The 21,899-nt window shown below is 61.8% G+C and carries 19 protein-coding genes; 10 read left to right on the top strand and 9 right to left on the bottom strand.

Annotation, left to right across the window (positions count from 1 at the left end; translation table 11 throughout):
* Positions 1 to 127: 127 nt before the first annotated feature.
* The gene (locus tag EOC83_RS21225; RefSeq protein ID WP_063168707.1) at positions 128 to 1,117 is read right to left on the bottom strand and encodes an ABC transporter substrate-binding protein; all 990 of its coding nucleotides are present in this window, start codon (positions 1,115 to 1,117) and stop codon (positions 128 to 130) included.
* 195 nt (positions 1,118 to 1,312) lie between these two features.
* Here EOC83_RS21225 and EOC83_RS21220 point away from each other — a divergent pair, with 195 nt between their 5' ends.
* Positions 1,313 to 1,624 carry a hypothetical protein gene (locus tag EOC83_RS21220; RefSeq protein ID WP_127224133.1) on the top strand — a complete coding sequence of 104 codons (312 nt, stop codon included), beginning with the start codon at positions 1,313 to 1,315 and terminating at the stop codon, positions 1,622 to 1,624.
* On the opposite strand, the gene EOC83_RS21215 is transcribed toward EOC83_RS21220, so the two are convergent.
* The 6 genes from EOC83_RS21215 to EOC83_RS21190 form a co-directional block, all read right to left on the bottom strand.
* Entirely contained in the window at positions 1,621 to 2,442 is an 822-nt protein-coding gene (locus EOC83_RS21215) for a carbohydrate ABC transporter permease (protein WP_027160930.1), read from the bottom strand. The genes EOC83_RS21220 and EOC83_RS21215 overlap by 4 nt on opposite strands.
* Positions 2,443 to 2,444: 2 nt before the next feature.
* Positions 2,445 to 3,311, bottom strand: a complete 867-nt coding sequence (locus EOC83_RS21210; RefSeq protein ID WP_013530442.1) for a sugar ABC transporter permease — start codon at positions 3,309 to 3,311, stop codon at positions 2,445 to 2,447.
* Between the two features lie 55 nt (positions 3,312 to 3,366).
* On the bottom strand, positions 3,367 to 4,662 hold the full coding sequence (locus tag EOC83_RS21205) for a sugar ABC transporter substrate-binding protein (RefSeq protein WP_244514326.1): 1,296 nt from the start codon (positions 4,660 to 4,662) through the stop codon (positions 3,367 to 3,369).
* A gap of 82 nt (positions 4,663 to 4,744) precedes the next feature.
* Positions 4,745 to 6,277, bottom strand: a complete 1,533-nt coding sequence (locus EOC83_RS21200; RefSeq protein ID WP_082826518.1) for a putative N-acetylmannosamine-6-phosphate 2-epimerase — start codon at positions 6,275 to 6,277, stop codon at positions 4,745 to 4,747.
* A gap of 68 nt (positions 6,278 to 6,345) precedes the next feature.
* A complete protein-coding gene (locus tag EOC83_RS21195) occupies positions 6,346 to 7,095 on the bottom strand; it encodes a GntR family transcriptional regulator (protein WP_027160933.1) in 750 nt (249 codons plus the stop codon).
* Positions 7,096 to 7,225: 130 nt separating this feature from the next.
* The gene (locus tag EOC83_RS21190) at positions 7,226 to 8,011 is read right to left on the bottom strand and encodes an IclR family transcriptional regulator (protein ID WP_013530438.1); all 786 of its coding nucleotides are present in this window, start codon (positions 8,009 to 8,011) and stop codon (positions 7,226 to 7,228) included.
* A gap of 95 nt (positions 8,012 to 8,106) precedes the next feature.
* On the opposite strand from EOC83_RS21190, the gene EOC83_RS21185 reads away from it, so the two are divergent.
* The 8 genes from EOC83_RS21185 to EOC83_RS21150 all read left to right on the top strand — a co-directional run bounded on the left by EOC83_RS21185 (position 8,107) and on the right by EOC83_RS21150 (position 18,323).
* Positions 8,107 to 9,210 carry a succinylglutamate desuccinylase/aspartoacylase family protein gene (locus EOC83_RS21185; protein ID WP_244514328.1) on the top strand — a complete coding sequence of 368 codons (1,104 nt, stop codon included), beginning with the start codon at positions 8,107 to 8,109 and terminating at the stop codon, positions 9,208 to 9,210.
* Positions 9,200 to 10,138, top strand: a complete 939-nt coding sequence (locus EOC83_RS21180) for a threonine/serine dehydratase (RefSeq protein WP_013530436.1) — start codon at positions 9,200 to 9,202, stop codon at positions 10,136 to 10,138. The genes EOC83_RS21185 and EOC83_RS21180 overlap by 11 nt, the downstream gene beginning before the upstream one ends.
* A gap of 158 nt (positions 10,139 to 10,296) precedes the next feature.
* The gene (locus EOC83_RS21175; RefSeq protein WP_013530435.1) at positions 10,297 to 11,316 is read left to right on the top strand and encodes a sugar ABC transporter substrate-binding protein; all 1,020 of its coding nucleotides are present in this window, start codon (positions 10,297 to 10,299) and stop codon (positions 11,314 to 11,316) included.
* A gap of 116 nt (positions 11,317 to 11,432) precedes the next feature.
* Positions 11,433 to 13,976: an ATP-binding cassette domain-containing protein gene (locus tag EOC83_RS21170; protein ID WP_063168708.1), complete on the top strand. Its 2,544-nt coding sequence runs from the start codon at positions 11,433 to 11,435 to the stop codon at positions 13,974 to 13,976.
* A gap of 10 nt (positions 13,977 to 13,986) precedes the next feature.
* Positions 13,987 to 15,009, top strand: coding sequence for a Gfo/Idh/MocA family oxidoreductase (locus EOC83_RS21165; protein WP_013530433.1), 1,023 nt, complete (start codon positions 13,987 to 13,989; stop codon positions 15,007 to 15,009).
* Between the two features lie 10 nt (positions 15,010 to 15,019).
* On the top strand, positions 15,020 to 15,994 hold the full coding sequence (locus tag EOC83_RS21160; protein WP_024503985.1) for an ABC transporter permease: 975 nt from the start codon (positions 15,020 to 15,022) through the stop codon (positions 15,992 to 15,994).
* Positions 15,991 to 16,797: a creatininase family protein gene (locus EOC83_RS21155; protein ID WP_013530431.1), complete on the top strand. Its 807-nt coding sequence runs from the start codon at positions 15,991 to 15,993 to the stop codon at positions 16,795 to 16,797. The genes EOC83_RS21160 and EOC83_RS21155 overlap by 4 nt, the downstream gene beginning before the upstream one ends.
* Positions 16,797 to 18,323: an aldehyde dehydrogenase family protein gene (locus EOC83_RS21150; protein ID WP_063170303.1), complete on the top strand. Its 1,527-nt coding sequence runs from the start codon at positions 16,797 to 16,799 to the stop codon at positions 18,321 to 18,323. The genes EOC83_RS21155 and EOC83_RS21150 overlap by 1 nt, the downstream gene beginning before the upstream one ends.
* Positions 18,324 to 18,388: 65 nt before the next feature.
* Here the strand turns inward: EOC83_RS21150 and EOC83_RS21145 are convergent, their stop codons facing one another.
* The gene (locus tag EOC83_RS21145) at positions 18,389 to 19,951 is read right to left on the bottom strand and encodes a GMC family oxidoreductase N-terminal domain-containing protein (protein ID WP_063168709.1); all 1,563 of its coding nucleotides are present in this window, start codon (positions 19,949 to 19,951) and stop codon (positions 18,389 to 18,391) included.
* 442 nt (positions 19,952 to 20,393) lie between these two features.
* Here EOC83_RS21145 and EOC83_RS21140 point away from each other — a divergent pair, with 442 nt between their 5' ends.
* Positions 20,394 to 20,912: a ferritin-like domain-containing protein gene (locus tag EOC83_RS21140; RefSeq protein ID WP_013530428.1), complete on the top strand. Its 519-nt coding sequence runs from the start codon at positions 20,394 to 20,396 to the stop codon at positions 20,910 to 20,912.
* Positions 20,913 to 21,057: 145 nt separating this feature from the next.
* On the opposite strand, the gene EOC83_RS21135 is transcribed toward EOC83_RS21140, so the two are convergent.
* Positions 21,058 to 21,255, bottom strand: coding sequence for a hypothetical protein (locus tag EOC83_RS21135; protein WP_013530427.1), 198 nt, complete (start codon positions 21,253 to 21,255; stop codon positions 21,058 to 21,060).
* Between the last annotated feature and the right edge of the window lie 644 nt (positions 21,256 to 21,899).

Below are 21,899 nucleotides of genomic sequence, written 5' to 3'. Positions count from 1 at the left end.
TGGACCGGAGGCGCGAGGTCCGCCTCCGGTTCAGCCAAATCACTTTGCAAGGTCAAATTACTTCGCAGGCCAAGCTACTTTGCAAGGCCAAGCTACTTCCAAGGCCAAGCTACTTTCCAAGGCCAAGCTACTTCCCAAGGAAGGACGTATCGACGAGGTCGTCATACTTGACGTCCATTTTGAGCTTGCCGAAGCCGCCCCAGATATCGCCGCCCAGCTTGATCAGCTTGCCGGCTTCGCCAGTCTCGCCACCGGCGAAGAATTCGGCATTGCGCTGCTTACCGTAGAAGTTCACGCCAGCGGCCGAGGAAGCGAAGTCCTTCGGATCCTTCAGCCAGCCGCCGACGCCTTTGGCCATCACCTCATACGCCTTCTCAGGATTCTCCTTGATGAACTCGTTGGCCTTGTAGAGGCCCTTCACCAGCGCCTCGACATCTCCGGGGTTCTTCGTGATGTAGTCGCAGTTGAGCGCCACCACATCGACGATCAAGCCGGGTGTCCTGGAGGAGTCGATCAGCACCTGTCCCTTGTTTTCCTTCTTGGCCAGCGTCAGATGCGGTTCCCAGGTGACGGCAACGGGAATGCGGTCGGCCATGAAGGCGGCAGCGGCATCGTCTGCCGTCATGTTGGTGATCTTCACATCGGCCTGGGTGAGACCGGCCTGCTTGAGCAGGATATTGAACCAGAACTGCGACACTGAACCCTCGTTCAGCGCTACGTCCATGCCTTTGAGGTCGGCGATGCTCTTGACCCCGCTGGGCGCGAGCACGCCATCGCCGCCATGGCTGTCATCCAGCGCATAGACCGACTTGAAGCAAACATCCTTCGAACGATACTTCATGATCTCGTCGACGGTCGATGCGCTGCCGTCGAGCTCGCCGGCGGCAACAGCCGCCATATACAGCGATGCTTCCTCGATGATTTCAAGCGAGACATCGAGCCCACCTTCCTTGAAGTAGCCCATGTCACGGGCAAGGAAGAGCGGTCCGTACCCCACCCAGGTCGTCATGCCCAGTTTCAAGCTGCCAGCTTCGGCGTGGAGGCTCACCGATATGGCGCTGAGCGCAATGCCGGCCACCAGCGCGGCCCGGCGAAACTTCGAGATTATTGTCGTCATCACGTTCCCCTGTTTTCTGAAGTCGAGCGTTATCCCGGCCCGAACGAAACCCGCTCCGGAGGCATCGCCGAAGCCTGTCGCCTGACGTTCTTTTCTTGTTTTCTTTCAGCCGATGGCGGAGCAAAGCACGTTGGGTGCGCTGCACAAATTATGATTTTCAGTAGTTCGGCTTAGGCTGGACCTAACCAGACTGCGTTGCGTCTGCGCCATCGCGATTTCGCCCTCAGCAAGCTGCACCATTTCTTCTTTCCTCGGCCGGCCCGGGGCCACACCATTTTACGCGCCATTTATTGGCCGGGGCTGAGAGACGGGGAACTGGAGCCGAGCCATCGCGGGCTGCGGCCTAAAACGAACGGGTTGCAGTTCGGCGATTTCGCCATTCTGGCAGATCCGTCCGGACGGCTGATCCGTCTTTTCGGAATCGAGCCACCTGGCCTGACAAGCGCGCTGGCGCTGTCGGATTGGGTTGTCCAATTTGTCGGAAAGACGAACTTCTTCTTGCTTTAGCCCTTGACCGCCCCAGCGGTCATGGATCCCGATATCTGCCGATACATCACAAGACCCAGCAATGCCGGCGGCAAGGCGCCCAGCATCATGACGGCGGAAGCGGTTCCCCATTTTACGCCACCGCCGCTCGCGGCGAAGAAGAAGGATGCGCCGACCGTCATCGGCACGGCACGACTGGTTGTCAGCATGAGGCCGAAGAGGAATTCGTTCCAGGCGGTGATGAAGCCGAAGATGAAGGTTGTGACGAGCGCCGGTCGGATGACGGGCCGGACGATCATCATCATCACCTGCAAGGAACTTGCGCCATCGACTTTCGCCGCCTCGTCGAGTTCGACTGGTACATCTGAAATCGCGTTTACCAGGATGACGAGTGCAAGCGGCGCGTTGACGATGGTCAGGATGAGCCCGAGCCCGATCCGCGTATCGAGCAGGCCCAGCCACTGGTACATCATGTAAAGCGGGATCGCGAAGATGATCAGCGGCACGGCGCGAAGATTGATGACGATCGGCAGGACCAAGCGCTTTCCCGCCTCGCTGCGCGCGATCGCATAGGCAGCCGGGAACGCGAGCACGATCGCAAGGCCGGTTCCGATCAGCGCCGCCACGGTGCTGTTCAGCAGATAGGCATAGATGTTGAAGCGGCTGGTCTGCGTCAGGACCTCCAGATAGTTGTCGAGCGTCGGCTGGCTGATCCACAAACCGGGGTTCGTCGAAAGCTCGCGCTGGCTTTTGAGCGATGTGATCAGCGTCACGATAATGGGGAAATTCATCGCCAGCACGGCGATGGCAAAAACGATCCAGCGCAGTGCCCCGGCCATCGTCAACGCTTCCTGCGGCCGGCAAGCCGGTTAAGGCAGTGGAGAACGATGAACGACGCCATGAACAGGACAACCGAGGCGGCGACCGCCTTGCCAATAGCCCCTTCCTTGAAGAAGGCTTGGTAGATGTAGATCGACAAGGACGTCGTTGAACCTCCTGCACCACTGCCGGTCAATGCATAGACATTGTCGAACACCCGGAAACCGTCGATGAAACGGATGAAAAACGCGATGACCAGCGTCGGCTTCATCAATGGCAGGTCGATCCACCGGACGATCTCAAACGGTGATGCGCCATCGAGCGAGGAGGCTTCGCGCACGTCGAGCGGTATGGCCGAATAGGCCATGTAGAAGAGCAGGAAGGCGAAAGGCGTCCATTGCAGCGTCTCCACGACGACAAGGGTGCGGAAGGCATTGTTGATGTCGAGGAAGGCCGGGCTGTCACCGAACCATTCGAAGAGATAGTAGGGGACGGGGCCCGCAAATTCATGCAGCACCAGCCGGTACATGAGACCGACCATGGCCGGCGCGACCATCAGCGGCAGCATCAACGGCGCCATCAGGACTGGTCGCTTGCTCAGAAGCGGTGCCAGGAAGATGGCAAGGAAAAGACCGATCAGACATTCCGCTGATGCGGTAAGAATACCGAAGCGCAGAGAGAACCAGGCCGAGCTCCAGAATTCGCGGTCGTTCAACACCGCGACATAGTTGCTGAAACCGCTCAACACCGGACTGCGCAGCGTCTCGAATGTGACGGCCGAAATGGAATAAATCAGATTGACGATCGCCGGAAAGCCGAGGAACAGCAGCAGGAAGCCGACCAGCGGCGTCAGATACATCCTGCCTTCGGCACGTGTCACAAGGGCCATGTCGATCCGCCAAACGCGCCGGACGCCGAGCTCGACCCGGCGTCCGGCAAATGGTTCATTTCTTGAGAAGGTCCTGCATGCCCGCCTTGGTGTGGGCGAGCGCATCCTCGAGGCTCTGCTGGCCGGACCAGTAGCCGGTAAACTCCTTTGCCTGCAGCTCATAGACCGGGAGCGCACTCGCGGACGTCGCACCGGTCATGACATAGCCGTACTTGCTGGCGAATTCGCCGAGCTTGACGAGATCGGGACGTTCCTTCGCAACCTTGGCGACGACATCGGGAGACAATGCCGGCGAACCGCCGCTGCGCGCATAGAGCAAGGCCGCATCCTCGGTGGCGAGCCACTTCAGGAACTTGACGGCGCCTTCCTTGTTCTTGGCGTTCTTGTTGAGGCCCAAACCAAGGCCGTGGATATGATCGGCGCGTCCGTCGGGACCTGCCGGCGGCGCGACGATCCCGGTCACCTCGGCGACCGCCGGAGATTTTTCGGTGCTGGTCAGATCCGCCGCCGCGGCATTCCACTGCAGTGCCGTCGCGGCCTGACCGGATGCGAAGGCCGCGTTGGTTTCCGCATATTCGTAGCTCAGCGAATCCTTGGGCGATGACCCGGCATCATAGAGTTTCTTGTAGAGCTCGAGGCCGGTCTTGTAGGCATCGGAATCCACCGTGACATTGCCGTTCTTGTCCATCCAGTCGCCGCCGTAGGAGCGCGGCAGGGACTGGAAGACCATCATGTTGAACAGCAGGTTCTTCATCTGCAGGACCGTGCCGTAGCGCACCGGGCTGTCGGGGTTCACCTGCTTGGTGAAATAGAGGGCGGTGGCCGCCCAGTCGTCCCAGGTCCAGCTGTCCGGGTCCTTCGGCTGCAGCGGCTTGCCGAGATATTTCTGGGCGATTTCACCATAGGTCTTCTTGGCGGCGTCATCCCTGCTCAAGGCGTCGACGAGATCCTTGCGGTAGTACATGAAGTGCAGCGAAAGGTCGGTCGGCACGCCGTATTGCTTGCCGTCGAACTGCATCGTCTTGAGAACGGATTCGCCGAAAACCTTGGCCGCATCCGCGCCAAGATCGACCGGCTCCATATAGGGCGCGTAGCGACCGAGCGAGTAGGTGGCGACGAGATTCACGTCGAAGGCGTTGGATCCGGCCGCCATGTCGGCCTGCAGCTTGTCGTAAAAGCCTTCGCGGTTGAAGAACAGCAGCTCCACCTTGTCGGCATCGCTTGCCTGCTTGTTATAGGTTTCCACGGTTGCCCGCAGTGCGGTTTCCTCGGACCCGCCAGGCCAGCCGAGCACGGTCACGGTTGCGTTGGCAAAGGTCGGCAAAGCTGTCCCCGCGAGGAGGGTGGCCATAAGCGCAAAAGACGTCCTGCTCAATTTCATGATCGTTCCCTTCTTTTTTGATGATTTTTGCATGGCATGACCGGCGGCGCCGCTACTTTGCCCATTCGGCAAGATCGGCAACACCGATGACGCCGGCGTGGCCCGCGAGCTTCGCCGCAACGAGATTGGAGGAAAGGCGCGGTGGAACCTCGCCCAGATGCGCGCGCACCCGGTCGAGATAGCCATCGGCAAGACCGATGCTGCCGCCGATGACGATCGATTTCGGATCGAACATCATCTGAATGTCCCGGCACAGCGTCGCGACCCGCGAGGCGCTCCGCGAGACGATGGCGTCGGCCCAGGCCTCGCCCTTCAGCGCAAGCCCGAACACATCGGCGGCATCGGCCTTGAAGCCGGCCTTGAGGGCCTGCGAAGCGATCCAGCGGCCGGAGGTGCTGTCTTCGAGCGGGGCCTGGTCTTCAGACAAACCACGGATCAGACCGAAGTGACCGGCAAGACCGGACAGCAATCGGCCGTTGCAAACGATGCCGCCGCCAATTCCGGTCGAGATGGTCAGAAAGACGATGTCGCGACCTTGCCCGGCGCCGAATTTGTATTCGCCCCAGGCGGCTGCCTGGGCATCGTTGAACGCACAGACGGGCTTGCCGAAAACAGCGGATGCCCTTTCGACCAGCGGGTAGCCGTCGGGAATGCCAAGCGTCGCCGGATTCAACGCCGACCAGCGTCCATCGTGCACCAGCCCCGTCACCGCAATACCGATACGACTGAAGCGGCTTGACCAGGCCGACGTGCTTTGCGCAAGGGATGCCAGCCAGGCGTCGGGTCCAGCCTCTCGCGCGGTAGGCACGATCATGTCCTCGACCACCTTGCCGCCGCTGACCAGCGCGGCCATGGTCTTGGTTCCCCCGATGTCGATGCCCAGCACGGTTGGGCCAAGCACGGTTTGCGTGCCCCTTGCCGCATAGGCCCCGGAAATCGCCTGGTGGAACCACGAGGTGACGTGCTCGGTACGGGTGATCGCCGATCCGACAACCACGGCACAGGCGCCGGCGCGCGCGGCGGCGGCCGCCTGCTCCGGCGACCGGATACGCCCTTCGGCGATGACGTAGGGGCTCAGGGTTCGCATTTGAGCGATGAGGGCAATGTCCGGATCCTCCGGCTCCGGCCCGCCGACATAGCCGGAAAGCGTCGTGCCGACGAAATCGACACCCGCGGCAAGGGCCCGGCGCGCATCGTCAAGGCAAGAGCAATCGGCCATGGTCAGCTTGTTCCTGGCCTTGACGGCTTTCACAAGCGCTTCGACAGGAACGGGACGGACACGGTCCGTCGCATCGAAAGCGATGATATCGGCGCCCGCCTCGGCCAGCGCCTCGACATCGGCCAGATAGGGCGTGATGCGCACGGGGCTGTCGGTCAGATCGCGCTTGACGATACCGATGATCGGCTCGCGGACGGCCAGGCGGGCGGCCGCGACATAGGGCACGGATTCGATGCGCAGGGCCTTGGCTCCGGCTTCAAGAGCGGCCCTGGCAAAGCCCGTCACGAATTGCGCACTGTCCATCGGGCCGCCGGGAACCGGCTGGCAGGACACGATGAGACTGTTGGCGATGTCTTCCCGCTGCACGTCGGCACTCCCCTGTCGCCATCACGATAAATGGAAAATACCAGATTACAACCAGTTCATAACTGGTATTATCTTTGCAGCTCGAAGACGAAGTCGTAGACGTCTCCCTTGTAGCGTGTCTCGCAGTATTCCACGATCTGTCCGTCGGCGAGAAAGCAGCGGCGCTCGGTCATCAGCAGCGGTGCGCCCATCTCGCAATGAAGGTGTCTTGCATCCTCCAGCGATGCGCCGCGCGAGCGCATGCGCTGGATTGCCCTCTGAGGCAGGAAGCCGCGTGCATCTAGCGCTTCATAGAGGGAGTCCTGAACCATCTCGGGCGAAGGAAGGAAGCGAACCGGCACGGCCGAGACCTCGACGGCGATCGGCGCGCCATCGGCCGTCCGCACGCGGCGCATGCGGATTACATTGGTGTTTGCGGCAATACCCAAAGCCATCATTTCGGCTGGCGATGGACGGCTTATCTGTTTGGAAAGCCATAGGCATCCAGGCTTCAGGCCGCGCGCCAGAATGTCCTCCGAAAAGCTCGTCAGCGTCGAAAGCGATTTTTCGACCCGCGACCCGATCTCGGTTTTGGAACCATGCCGGCGATTGAGCTGCCCTTCCTCTTCGAGCAACGCCAGAGCTTTTCTCACAGTGACACGCGAGATCGACAGGGCTTCCGCCAGAACCCGCTCGCCCGGCAGAACCGCGCCGGCCTTCAAAGCGTTGGAACGGATCGCTGCCTCGATCGCCGATTTCAACCGTCGGTAAAGCGGCACATCGGAGGCTGTCGCTTCCATCTCCCGACTGACAAGCCCGATCAGGTTCACGGTTGTCATTGCTCTTCCTCCCGCGCGAGAAGCACCCAGGATCAAAACATTCCTGACTGGACCCATACTGGTATTATCAATCCGGTGCAAACGTCCCGCGGGCGGTGCCTCGTCCGCGCCGTCAGCGCACCACGGCCCCTCAGCGAACCCGCGGTGACAGCTTCATGGAGATGCGATCGCAGGCAGCACGCAGGACCTCCAGAGTAAAGGCATGGCGGCTTTCACGCGTATGGCGATTGATATAGGCGACGATAATGGAGGCGACGGCGCTGCCGTCCGGTCCGATGACCGGACAGCAGATATCGGTGATGCCGACGAAATCACGGCTCTCGCGCATCCAGTAACCGTCCGCGCGGATGGTACGAAGCTGCTTTTCCAGCGCCTCTCGATCCAGCGGCGCCGGCGAATGTGCCGCACATTCGTCGATCATCCGCGTCGCGACCTTTGGCGGCTGGAAGGCAAGGATCACATGGCCGGAGGTCGCGTCGGTGGCCAGGCGGCCGTAGCCGAGGCGCAGCGTGAACGCCATGTCCTCGCCGCCGGGAACGGCCGCGGTCACGACAGTCAAGCCATGATTGAAGACGACCAGGTGCGGCGACTGATTTGAGTCCCCGGCAATCCGCGTCAGCTCGGGCATTGCGGCGGACATGAGATCCTGAGCGCTCGGCGTGTGCAGCCCCAGCTTGAAAAGCTTGTCGGTCAACGAATAGGCGTCGGTCTCGGCGTTGCGCTCGATATATTGACGCTCCTGGAGCGCGATCAGCATCCGGAAAATCTCATTCTTCGAACGACCGAGGCCTTCCGCGATCTCCTTCATCGTCAAGGGCGCTCGCGCCTCCGCCAGCAGCTCCAGGACATCCAGACCCTTCGTCAGCGCCGGGGCCGAATAGGTCGGTTTGCCACTCTCTTTTGCGTCATCTGCCATTCGAAGAATCCCCGGTGGTCCACGCACGATAGAGACAAGAAATCGGAATTGCCATTGGTTTTATATCCAAACTTGACACCATATATAAAACTGACATGATGACGGGGACAATGAATTTCGAGGCCGAGCCGATGACCGTCCAGAGACCAGCAAACACTGTCCGCGCGACCATCACGCCCCGGAACAACAGTGTTTACACGTCGGTCGATTTCGATCGCGAGGGCAAGCAGATCGGCTTCTTCCATGTGCCCCAATCGCCGCACGACGATGCCTGGGGCACGGTCCGCGTTCCGCTGGCCGTCATCAAGAACGGAGACGGTCCGACGGTCCTGATCGAGGGTGGCAACCACGGCGACGAATATGAGGGGCCGATCGCGCTCGGCGAGCTTCTGCGCGAGATCGATCCACGGGATATAGCCGGTCGCATCATCGCGATTCCGGCCATCAACATTCGGGCCGTCGAGGCCGGCACCCGCACCTCCCCGGTCGACGGGTTGAATTTCAACCGCAGTTTTCCAGGCGATTTCAACGGCACGCTGACAAGCCAGATAGCGGCCTATGTGCATGACATCCTGTTTCCGAAGGCCGACTATTTCCTGGATCTCCACTCCGGCGGTTCGTCCCTGATGATCCTGCCGAGCGCGATCATCGAGCCCTCCCCGACCGCGCAGGGGCATCGCAAGAACATCAAGGCGACGCTCGCCTTCGGGGCGCCGACCGTTGTCATGGTCGACAATCTCGGTGAAACCCGGACCTCGACCGCGTCCGCCAATCACCAGGGGCTGATCGTCATCGGCAGCGAGATGGCCGGCGGCGGCCTTGTCAGTCCGGATGCGTTGGCCATCTGCCGCAGGGGCATCCGCAATGTGCTGAAACATGCAGGCGTCCTGAAGGGCGCGCCTGACATTGCCCCTGGCGCCAACGCACGCGTGCTCAAGGTGCCCGGAAGCGAAGGCTATCTGCTTTCCGAGGAGGACGGTGTCTTCGAACCCTTGAGCCCCCTCGGCAGTGCCGTCAGCAAAGGCGACCTTGCCGGACGCATTCACTTCCTCCACACGCTGTCGCGCGCGCCCATCGATCTCCTTCACCCCATCGACGGCATCGTTTTCGCCAAGCGTCAACCCGGCCGCGTGCGCCCGGGGAATTGCTGTTTCGTGCTGGCCAACGAATATCCGGAGGCACTGACCGATGAGCCATGAAGACATCATGGCGGCTGCCCGGCGCATTGCCCCCTTCATACGGCGCACCCCGGTCGTCAAGCTCGACCATGCCACGGGCGCGAACCTCCAAAATGATGTCTATTTGAAACTCGAATGCCTCCAGGTGAGCGGCTCCTTCAAGATCCGGGGCGCCACGAACCGGGTGAAAACGCTCGAGCCGGGCCGGATCGAAAACGGACTGGTCGCCGCATCCGGCGGCAATCACGGCCTGGCCACCGCCTATGTGGCTGCCCGGGCCGGCGCTCCCGCCACCATCTACCTGCCGAACAATGCAAGCCCGCTGAAGGCGGAAAAGCTGCGCAAATGGGGCGCTGACGTTCGCTTCGAAGGCAAGGTCTGGGATGAAGCGCATGAGGCTGCATTGGCCGAGGCAAAAGCGCGCGGCGCCTTCTACATGCATCCCTTCGCCGATGCGCAGATCGTGTCCGGCCAGGGAACCGTGGCGCTGGAGATGGTCGACCAGATTCCCGATGCCGACATCTACATCGTCGCGATCGGCGGAGGCGGCCTCATCAGTGGCATGTCCGAAGTCCTGAAGCACGTCAAACCCGACGCCAGGATCGTTGGTGTCGAGCCGACCGGTTCACCGACCCTTCACGCCTCCCTGACTGCCGGCCGTGTCGTTCGCTTGCCCGAGATAACGACGAAGGTGGCGACCATGGCCTGCGGCCGCACGGACGAAAGTATCTACGAGATCGTCGCCAAGCACGTCGACGACATCGTCCTTGTCGAGGATGCGGACATGCAGAAAGCCGCTGAATTGCTCTGGTTCGAATTCGGCATCGCCGCCGACCTCAGCGGCGCGGCATCGCTGGCCGCGTTGATGAGCGGAGCTTTCAAGCCACCGCGCGGCGCCCGCATCGCCGGGCTTGTCTGCGGCGCCGGTGTCGAAGGCCTGAACGGCTGAGGTCGAGAAAGGCCGGTCCACGCAAGACGCGGCCCGACATGGATACGGCACGAGTGCCGCGGAATACCGCCGGAATGCCTGTCGCTGGGACGGTCGTCGTGCGGGACATGAAAAAGAGGCGAAGAATCGTCCTGTCGCAACAAGAGGAGAACTGAAACATGCGCATTTCCCTGAAAGCATCCATTGCTCTGCTTGCACTCGCCATCGCAACGCCCTCGCTTGCCGCGGAAAAGGTTCTTGGACTTGCGGCAATCGACTTGCAGAACTCCTTCTTTGTCCGCATGAAGGAAGCCGGCGACGTGGCTGCCGCCGACTATGGGGTGAAATCCACCTGGCAGAGCGCCGAGGGTAGCCTGGAAAAACAGGTCAGCATCATCGAGAATTTCATCAATCAGGGCGTCAGCGCGATCCTGATCGATCCGATCGACAAGAACGCGGTCATTCCGGTGATCCAGAAAGCCACTGCCGCCGGCATTCCGGTGATCACCATGGGCAACAAGGTCGAGGCAGGCTCGAACTATTCGACGCTCTATCCGGACTACGACAACATGTCGATGGTTGCCCGCGCGCTCGGCAAGTCGCTTGGCGGCAAGGGCGAAGTCGCCCTGCTCGTCGGTTCGCGTGGCAACTTCGTGTCCGACACGCGCGAAAAAGGCTTTGTCGAAACCCTGAAAAAGGAGTTTCCGGACATCAAGGTCGTCGGCATCGAGCCGACCGGCTGGGACGCAGCCAAGGCAACGAATGCCGCCCAGACATGGCTCACCACCTATCCGGACCTGAAGGCCATCGGCTGCATCTCCGACAGCCTTTGCCTGGCAGCCGATTCCGTTGCCAGTTCGATGGGAACCCAGCTGCTCTACGGCGGCTATGACGGCGACGCCGAGATGAAGCCGCTGATCGACGACGGCAAGATGGTGATGGACGTGCTGACCGGCGCCTATCGTGTCGGCTACTGGAACATCGCCGTTGCCGCTCGCCTGGCCAACGGCGAAAAGCTGCCGCAGGATCTCTACATGCCGACCTATTTCGTGACCTCGGATGCGACGGCGGCGAAGCTCAAGGCGGATGGCCTCACCTTCGAATACATCAACACCGACAAGGAGGCGGTGGAAGCCAAGAACTATACCGAGCAACTCGGTCCCAAGGTTCCGGCGACCGCCATGACCCTGGCAAAGTAACAGCCTAAAGCGGCTCAAGCGCCGGATGACGTATCATCCGGCGTCCCCTTTTCCTGACGATCGCCGTCGCCGCTTCCGTGGTGACCGCGCATGATGCTCGATAAGAGGACCGACCCATGTTCCAGTCCTGGACCTCTCCGTTACTACGGCGCAACGAACCGGTTCTCATCGCGGTGCTGCTGGTCGCCATCGCCGTCTTCGGCTGGATCGATCCGCGCTTTCTGTCGACCGGCAACCTTGTCAGCATCGCGCAGCAGAGTGCGGTCATCGCCCTCATCTCCTTTGCCATGACGGCCGTGATCATCGCGCGCGGCATCGATATTTCCGTCGGCAGCAACCTCGCCTGTTCCGGCATCGCCGCGGGTCTTGCCTATACGGCAACCGGCTCGGCGAGCCTGAGCCTTCTCGCCGCGATCGGTGGCGGTGCCGCGATAGGTCTGCTCAATGGAGCGCTGATCGGCTTTGCCGGCATCTCCCCTTTCATCGCAACGCTCGCCACCATGGCGTTCGCGCGCGGCCTGGCGCTCAGTCTCTCCGGCGCATCCAGCATCGCGGTCGCCGATCCGGTCCTGCTTTTCGCCGGACGCGAGACAATCGGCCTGCTGCCGGTCTCCGTCATCATCGCCGCCATCTGCCTGAGCCTCTGGTGGTTCGTGCTCAATCGAACGGTATACGGGCGTTGGATCTATGCGATCGGCGGCAATGCGGGGGCGGCGCGGGCCTCTCTGGTTCCCGTCGACCTCGTGCGCATCTCCGTCTACCTGATTGCCGGTGCGACAGCCGGGCTCGGCGCGATCCTCACCATCGGCCGCCTTGGTTCGGCACAGCCGCTTGCCGGCACCGGCCTTGAATTTACAGCCATCACAGCCGCGATCATCGGCGGCACGAAACTCTCCGGCGGCCAGGGCTCGATCTGGGGAACGGCGATCGGGGCGCTGCTGCTGGGCGTCATCAACACCGGCCTGTCGTTCCTGCAGGTGCCGCAGATCCTGATCTATTTCGTCACCGCGAGCCTCATTCTGGTGGCCGTTCTCACCAGCCAGCCGGAGAGTGTCGCCGCCTTGTTCAAGACCGGTGGCCGCAAGTCCACCCCGTCGCCCCGCAACACCGCCGCAACATCGGTCGGCAAACACAGCATCGCCTTGCGCGGGCTTGGCAAGTCTTTTCCGGGCGTCAAGGCACTCGACGGTGTCAGCTTTGCCGTCTCGGCCGGCGAGGTGGTGGGACTTGCCGGCGAGAACGGGGCCGGGAAATCGACGCTGGTGAAGTGCATTTCCGGTCTACATCGCCCGGACGAGGGTGAGATCGTCATCGACGGCAACGCCGTCCAGTTCCACTCCCCCAGCGCCGCCAAGGGCATCAGCGTCATCCATCAGCATTTCAGCCTTTCGCCGGACCTGACCGTGGCGGAGAATCTCTTCATCGGCCGCGAACCGCACACCCGCCTGGGATTTCTCGACCGGGCCCGGATGCGGCGCGATGCGAAAGCCATCATGGACGAGCTGTCGCTCGATATCGACATTGGCGCGGAACTGCGAACGCTTTCCGTCGGGCACCGGCAGATGGTGGAAATCGCCCGTGCCGTTCTGTCCGATGCCTGGTTCTTCATCATGGACGAGCCGACCAGCGCGCTCTCCAACCGCGAGCGCGACCAGCTCTATGACCTGATCGACAGGCTGAGAGCTCGCGGCGCCGGCATCCTCTACATCTCGCACAAGATGGAAGAGATCTTCAGCCAGTGCGACCGCGTCGTCGTTCTGCGTGACGGGCGCTTCATCGGCGAGCGCCAGACCAGCCAGACCAGCGAGGCCGAGATCGTCTCCATGATGGTCGGGCGCGATGTCGGCGACATCTTCCCCTATCTCAAAGCGCAAGTCGGCGAGACCGCGATCGAGATCAGCAACATCTCCGATGGCAAGCTCTTGAAGTCTGCGACGCTCAGCGTGTGCAGGGGCGAAATCGTCGCGCTCGCCGGCCTGATGGGCAGCGGCCGCTCCGAAGTGCTCAGGCTGATTGCCGGCCTCGATCCCATGCATGGCGGCACCCTCAGAATTTTCGGCGGGCAGCAGACCAGCGGCGACACCAAGACCGCCAATCGCGCCGGCATCGTCTACATACCGGAAGACCGGCATCTGGAAGGCTTTGTCGGCACGATGTCGATCAGGGATAACCTGTCCCTCGCCTGGATTCGCGACAACAGTCACTTCGGCCTGCTGAGACCTCGCCACATCCTGGCTCTCGCGCGCGATCTCATCGGCTCACTCGGCGTGCGGCCGGCCCAGCCCGACAAGATGGCCATCGAACTCTCGGGCGGCAATCAGCAGAAGGTCGTCATCGGCAAATGGCTTGCCACCAAGCCGAAGATCATCCTGCTCGACGAGCCGACACGCGGCGTCGACGTCGGCGCAAAGTCCGAACTCCATCACCTGATCGCAAGATTGAAGGCCGAGGGCGCGGCGATCCTCATGGTGTCGAGCGAGTTGCCCGAGGTCCTCGGCGTTGCCGACCGCATCGTCGTCATGCGCGAAGGCCACTCTGTCGGCACGCTGGCGCGTGGGGCGACGGAAGAAGATGTGATGACGCTGGCCTTCGGTGATCGCACGATCACACCACCAGCCTGCGCACCCCGGCCAGCATCCAACCTTGCACCATGCCTGTAAGGAGGACCCTTTGAGCAAATTGAAGATCGCCATCGTCGGTGCCGGCTACATGGGTCTCCTGCATGCGCAGGTGGTTGCCGAGAGCCCTGTCGCGGAACTATCGGCATTCGTTGATCCGAACGCTGCCTCGGGAAGCAAGGCCGCGTCCGATTTCGGCGTCCGGCATTTCACCGATGCCGCCGCCGCGCTGACTGCCAATGCCGCCGACGCCTACATAGTGGCGGCACCCGATACGCTGCATGAAGACGTCTGCCGCACTCTGCTCGATGCCGGCAAGCCGGTGCTGCTCGAAAAACCGATGGCTCATGATCTTTCCGCTGCCAAGGCGATTGCGAAAGCGGCGGAGAGAAACGGCGCGCGTCTGTTGGTCGGCCACATCCTGCGGTTCGACCCGCGCTATTGCGAAGCCGCGGCAGCGGTGAAATCCGGGCGGATCGGCGAGCCGATCCACGGCAGCAGCGGCCGTTTCACCAATCGCGAAGTCGGTCTTCGCATGAACGGAAACTCGAGCGTCTGCTTCTACCTCGGCGTGCACGACGTGGATGCGCTGCAATGGATCTCAGGTTCAGACATCATCGCCGTCTACTCCCGATCGGTCGCCAAGCTCATGCCTTCGCTCGGAGTTCGCTCCGAAGACGCGATCTTCTCCACCGTCGAGCTGTCGAACGGAATGAGCGGACAGCTCTACTTCGGCTGGACGCTGCCACCGACCGTTCCGACCGGCATCTGGGCGCGCACCGAAATCATCGGCACCGAAGGCATGATCGACCTCGACGTGCGCGACCACGGTCTACGTATCCTATCGCATGGACAGTGGTCGCAGCCCGACGCCTTGCACTGGCCGACCGTCAATGGCCGCATCACCGGGGATCTCTTCGAGGAGGTCCACCATTTCATTTCCGCGGTTCGCGACGAAACCCCTTTCGTGATGCCGCTCGACGACGCCCTGCGCGCCGTCGCCGTCAATGATGCAATCCTGCGCAGCGTCAAATCAGGCCTGCGCGAACCGGTCGAAGATTGGCACATCCGATGAGAGAACCCTCATGACCCGCCAACAGAACATTTGGTGCAGGCGCTTTCTCGACCTCTCGCCGTTGATCCTGCTGGTCATCCTGCTGGCGATCTTCGCGCTCATCGACGCCCGCATCGTTTCAACCGCCAGCCTCATCAACATCGTCGCCCAGGCGACCCCGATCGCCATACTGGCGCTTGGCGCCCTGATCGTTCTGCTGACGGCAGGCATCGACCTGTCCGCCGGCGTCGGCGTCGCCTTCTGTGCCGTCTTCATCGCCAGCCTGATCGACGGCGGCGCCAGCCTGCCGCTTGCCTTGCTCGTCGGCTTTGCCGTGATGGTGGTGATCGGCCTCGCGAACGGCGCCGTTATCGCACTGTTGAAGATACCGCCCTTCGTGACGACATTGGCCACAATGGTCGCGCTGCAGGGCGCAACGCTTGCCGTTGCCTCCAAAGGCGTCCTGATGCTGAAGGATCCGACGCTTCGCGCGGTCGGCATCGAACGCAGCTTCGGCATTCCCAATGTCATTTTCGCAACGCTGCTGATCGTCGCCGTAGCAGCAATCCTGATGCGGCACAGCCGTTTCGGGCTGCGTACCTATGCGCTCGGATCGGATGCCGGAGCCGCGGAACTTGCCGGCATCCCGGTGACGAAACACACGATCCTCGTCTATTGCGCCTCCAGTATCTTCGTCTTCCTGACAGCCGTGATCATGATCAGCCGGGTGCCGGTCGTGACGCCCAACATCGGCGGGACCTCGCTGCTTCTGGACGCGATCGCCGCGGCCGTACTTGGCGGCACCAGTATTTTCGGCGGCAGGGGAACGGTGTGGGGCGCGGTCGTCGGCGCGCTGATCGTCAGCCTGCTGACGACAGCGCTTCGGGTGTTCGGCACGGACCCGTCCAGCCTCGAACTCTACAAGGGAGCAATCATCATGGTCGCTCTCCTGGCCGATTCCGGCATGACCTACGCCAAGGCCCGGCTTGTCGAGGCAGCACGATGAACGAGCCAGCTCCGGCCTTGCCGATCCCGCCTGGATCCAGCTTTGCGCTGATGACCTCCCCGGATACGGAAAGACACGCGACAGCCGGCGTGCATAAACCCGTCGTCATTCTACCGCTCGGCGCTGTCGAGCAACATGGCCCGCATCTGCCGCTCGGCGTCGATTGCTGGCTTGCGGAAGCGGTTGCGCTCGCCGCGGCGGAAGGACAGGCCTCCATCCGTGTCGCCGAACCTTTCGCCTATGGCTCGTCCGAGCATCATCGCTCTTTCTCCGGCACCATGAGCCTCAGCCCGCAGATCTTCATCGCCGTTCTCGTCGATCTCTGCACCTGCCTTGCCGAAGACGGCTTCCTGCCGGTCATGCTGAACGGCCATGGCGGAAACCGCGCCGCCATCCAGGTGGCGATCACCACCCTTGGCAAGCGTGGCATCGTCACCGCGGGTTTCTCGTATTTCGATCTCATCGCCGACGTGGCGGCGCAGGCCCTGCCCGATGCCGCCACAGGCACCGGTCACGCTTGCGCGCTTGAAACGTCGTTGATGATGCATGTGCTTGGCGACAGCGTTCGCCGCGATCTCATCCCGCCAGGCGGCACTCCGCCATCCTGGCCGGATCCTCACCTTTACGCCGCGCCGGCCGTCACCGTCTGGCGCCGTTTCGAAGCCATCCGCGACAACGGCGTCATCGGCACGCCATCGCAGGCAAGCGCGGAGGCCGGCAGCAGACTTTTCATCGCAGCCGTGGAACGCAGCCGCGCCGCCATTTTGAACATCCAATCCGAATTCGGCCAAAGGAACGCATGATGACAGTCCATTTCAAATCTTCTCTCGAAGGCCCCAACCTGCGTGGCATGGCGATCGTCTCGGAGCCGGAAGCAGCCGCCCGCATCGGCATCAACCGCATCGGCGGCGAGTGGATTGCCGGCAGCTCGGGCAAATTCCTGAAAATCGATAGTCCTTCGACGGGCGAGCATCTCGGCTATCTCTCCCTTTCCACCCGCGCCGATGTCGGTCGCGCGGTGAAAGCCGCCGAAGGCGCACGCGGGACCATGCGCAAGATGGGAACCTTCGCACGCGCTCAATTGTGCATACGCATCGCCGACGCGATCGACAGGCGCGCCGAAGAGCTTGCCCACCTGCTCTGCCTGGAACAGGGTAAGCCCTTCCACAGCGAGGCAAAGGCCGAAGCATCGGCGGCAGCTCTCGGTTTCCGCAATGCGGCAGAGCAGATGAAGTGGCTGGAGACGGCGGCGTTTCCCCTGGCCGATGCCAACAAGCGCGCCTTCAGCTTCCTGCAGCCGAAGGGCATCTTTGCCATCATCACGCCATGGAATTTCCCGCTCGCCCTGCCCTGCCTCTACTATCTCGGACCGGCCGTCGCAACGGGCAACACCGTTGTCTGGGTGCCGGCGCCGACGACATCGCTGATTGCCACGGCACTTGTCGAATGCTTCATCGAGGCGGGCTTGCCGGACGGCGCCATCAATCTCGTTCTGGGAGATGGTGCGGAGGTGGGCGACGAGGCCGTCGTTCATCCGGGCACCCATGCCATCGGCTTCACCGGCAGTTCCGCCACCGGCGCGACGATCGCCCGGCGTGGCGCGGGCAAGCCGCTTCTGCTCGAAATGGGCGGCAACGGCCCGACCATCGTGCTAGCCGATGCCGATATCGACATGGCCGCCGCCCAGGTGGGGGCCGGCTGCTTTGCCAATGCCGGGCAGATCTGCACGGCCACCGAACGCGTGCTGGTGCATAAATCCATCCATGACCGGTTTATCGAAGGTCTGGTGAAAGCGGCCGCGAAGGTGAAAATGGGCGACCCTTTCGATCCCGCGACGACGATGGGGCCGATCAACAATGCGGTCGCCGTCGACAAGGTGCTCAGCCACATTGCGGACGCCCGCGCTCGTGGCGCCGAGATCGTCACCGGCGGCAATGTGGCGTCGGGTTTTGCCACCAATCTCTATTTCGAGCCGTCGATCGTCACAGGACTGACCCGGGAAAGCCTGCTCAACGTCGAGGAATCCTTCGGGCCGATTGCACCCGTGCTGACCTTCGAGACCGACGAGGAGGCGATGGAACTTGCGGCGTCCAGCCCCTACGGCCTGTCGGCCGCGGTCTTCACCAGCACCATCAAGAACGCCTTTGCCTTTGCTGAAAGCCTGAGGGTCGGTATCGTCAACGTCAACGAGATGAGCTGCTATTGGGAGCCGCATATTCCTGCCGGCGGCGCCGCCGGGACGCAGAGCGGCCTCGGCCGCACCGGGGGTCGGCACACGCTGATGGAAATGTGCGACCTGAAGACGATTACCGTGGACGTCACTCGCTGACATTCAAGGCCCGCGCCTTTTGCGCGGGCCTCCCGTGCGACCGTATGCCGTTCGGCAGCGAGCTGTCAGATGGACCGGCGCAGGCTGTCGGCCATTTTCTCGCCAATCATGATCGAGGTCAGATTGGTGTTTGCCTGGCAATCGAGCGGCATGATCGACGCATCGATAACCCGCAGCCCTTCAAAACCGTAGACCCGGCATTCCGGATCGACCACGGCCTCACCGGGCCTACCCATGCAACAGCCGCCGATCCCATGCTGCGCATCGGAAGACTGCGCCAGCAGGAAATTGTCGACCTCCTCGTCGCTTGCCATTTCGAGCCATGACAAAGGCAGATCGGAATCCCCCAGCAGGACGCGCTCGGCGATCGCCTGGATCGGCGCTTGCCGGGCAATCTCGCCAAGGTGGCGATAGGCGATACGCATGCGCTGAAGATCCATCGGATCGTCCAGCATGTTCTCTTCCACGATCGGCTGGTCGAAGGGATTGGCGGAACGCAACTGCACGGTGCCCCGGCTCTTGGCTTCCATCAGGATCAGATTGACCATGGCCTCGCCGAACTGGGCGCTGTCGGATTCCACGCCGATACCGCCATGGTTCATGGCGACGTAAAGAATGTCGTCGCGCTCGGCACCCGGCACGCCGGAACTCGTCCGCACACAGCAGTTGGTATGCCGCGCGTCGACATCGGTCGCCTTGAATTCCGGCTTCAGCTTCAGTTCGATGCGGCAATAAGGATGGTCGAAGAAACCTTCGCCGACCGGCAGGTCGGCAAGCACCTCGATGTCCTTTCGATTCAAGAGAGCCGCCGGACCGATGCCCGAGCGCTGCAGGATGACTGGAGAGTGGATGGCGCCGGCCGAGACGATGACCAGCGGCGCCTCGAATTTGCGAACCTGACCGGCCACGATGGCCAAAACGCCGATCGCTTTCTTGCCATCGAAAAGCACCTTGTCCACCGTCGCCTGCCCGATGATGGTGAGGTTCGGCCGGTCGCGGGCAGCTTCCAGATAGCCGTCATTGACCGACACGCGCTTGCCGGCTCGACTGTTGATGGGATAGGTGCAAGCCCCTTCGGCATCCGGAGCATTGAGATCGTCATGCCAGGGATGGCCGAGGGCCATCGCGCTTTGGCGCATGGCCTTGTCGACGCTTCCCCAGCTTTCGACAGGCGCGCGGTAGATCGGAATCGGGCCATCGCTGCCGTGAAAATTAGCCGCGATCGGGTCATCCTCCAGCCGGCGGAAGAAGGGCAGCACGTCGGCTCCCGACCAGCCCTTGCATCCGATTTCCTCCCAGCGGTCGAAGGCATGGAGCACGCCGCGAATGGCAATCTGCCCATTGACGGCCGTCGAACCGCCAAGCCCCTTGCCGCGCCAGTAGACCCGATGCTCCTGCCGCTTGGTGCGGCGAGCCATCAGGTCGGGGTACATATATTGTTGCTGAAAATGATCGGGAAGCAGCAGGTTGAAGGGATTTGGACTCGCCATCTCGGCAGGTTGCTCGCCGCTCCGGTAGTCCGGCCCCGCTTCCAGCAAAAGCACGTTCGTGGCCGCATCTTCGGTGAGCCGGGCGGCAAGGACAGCCCCGGCTGCGCCGGCTCCGACAACGATGACATCAAAGGGCATGCCGCACTCCCTACATCCGACCAATGCACGGCTCACTCGACCGCGACATCATCTTTGATTTCATTGTGCACGATCATCTGCTGGCATTCAGGCTCGGCGACGGACGCCGGAACCGACCACCTTAGCCGCCGTTGCACGACAGCAAGATCATCATGATTTGTTTTATATGTAAATATGATTTCGTATATGAACCCATCGGAAGTATCTCTTTTCACCATCTACTCCATACAGCGCGACGAACCCCGGTGCTTTCCGTCCCCCCTGCCGGCGGCTCTCACACCGTCATCGTCCATCGCCTTTTGATGTCGATCGGCCCTCGATAAAAGCGGTGTTCGACGCGCTGCCCTTCCACGTCGCCCCCAGGGAACAACTGCTTCCATGGAAAGTTAGTCCATGGCTACACCGCCGGTGAGCTTTCACGACAATCCAAGGGAGACAAATCATGGCGACTGCAAAAAGAGCGACGACCAAGGGACTGGAGGCTTTGTTCCTCGATGGGCTGAAGGACATCTACTACGCTGAAAAGAAGATACTCAAGGCCTTGCCGAAGATGGCAAAGGGCGCCGAATCCGAGGAGGTGGCTGCGGCCTTCGAAAAACATCGCATGGAAACCGAAGGCCAGGTTGATCGGCTCGAGCAAGTGTTCGAACTTATGGACAAACCGGCGCGCGGCAAAACCTGTCCGGCGATCGACGGCATTCTTGAGGAAGGGTCGGAAATTCTCGACGAATACAAGGGCGACCCAGCCCTGGATGCTGGGCTGGTCGGCGCGGCACAGGCCGTCGAACATTATGAAATCGCGCGCTACGGCACGTTGGTCGCGTGGGCTGAACAGCTTGGCAAGAGCGACGTGGTCAAGCTCCTCAACGAGACATTGAAAGAGGAGGTCGCGACGGACGAAGCGCTTTCCGGGCTGGGCGAAGGCGGTGTCAATGAGCGCGCCCTGGAGCAAGCTGCCTGACTGGGCGTCCTGACTGAAGTCGCCCCGGCAAAGTCGCCGGGGCGACTTTCGCGACCCTAACCGCAGCGTCGTCGATAGCACCTCTTTCAGATGCAATCAGACCCACCCCGATACTTCGGGGTGGGTCTGCTGAAATCACCCGCGATCAGCGGTTTTTGTGACTTTGTTCGCCAGCTTTCACGTGCTGTTCGTGGGTTCCACCACGCATGCCGGATCCATCGCCCTGCTGCCGTTGACCACCACCAGCGGCCTGCTGTTGCTGACGGTTTTTATTGTCGGCATTCTTGTGGCTCTGCTGGCCTGCCTTCACATGCTGTTCGTGGCTACCACCTTGATTGGGCATTCTTCTTCTCCTTCACAATGCACGAGGCGACAACCGCCTCGATTGCCTAAGAAGAGTCAGGCGCGAACGTTCCCTTACGTAACATTTTGTGAAGACCCTCAGACAAGCCGGGCGTTCGAAGGAGCTTGAGATGGATGCCGACCCGGAGAGCGTTGCGCCAACCTCGGGAGTAAGGTGCGTTGCACTGTCCCGCTGAATTGAAATGGGTGGTCTCGAAAGCTTGCTGGATAGCGAGATGCGCACCTTGCCACGCCGTTTATGCATTTGCGCGGAACGGTGGTGCTGTTCGCGTAGGCCGCATTGGGAGTCATCAGAGGTGCCATGAGAACGGCGATTGTCGAGATGGCGGTGAATGTTTTCGTCAAGCTGCGTAGCATGATCGAATTCCATCCTTGGATTCAGTTGAGGTTCAGGTTCGACCGCTCAGCCTTTTGCGGATGTCAGTCTGGCGTTGCGGCTGTGATGTTGGGCAACTCAGCGTAATTCAGCGTGAAATAACGATCATCGTTCCCCGGTGTCTTCGCATGATCGTCGAGAGATGATTTCCGGTCTTCGCGGCCCGTGCATCCGGATGGCTGTCAATGGAGGCTCGGCAGGCGATCCGCTTAGACAATGTCGTCGGCCAGGGCTGCAAGGCCCCGCCG

Source organism: Mesorhizobium sp. Primo-A, assembly GCF_003997175.1.
Taxonomy (GTDB): domain Bacteria; phylum Pseudomonadota; class Alphaproteobacteria; order Rhizobiales; family Rhizobiaceae; genus Mesorhizobium; species Mesorhizobium ciceri.
This window is presented reverse-complemented; position numbering and strand designations above follow the sequence as displayed.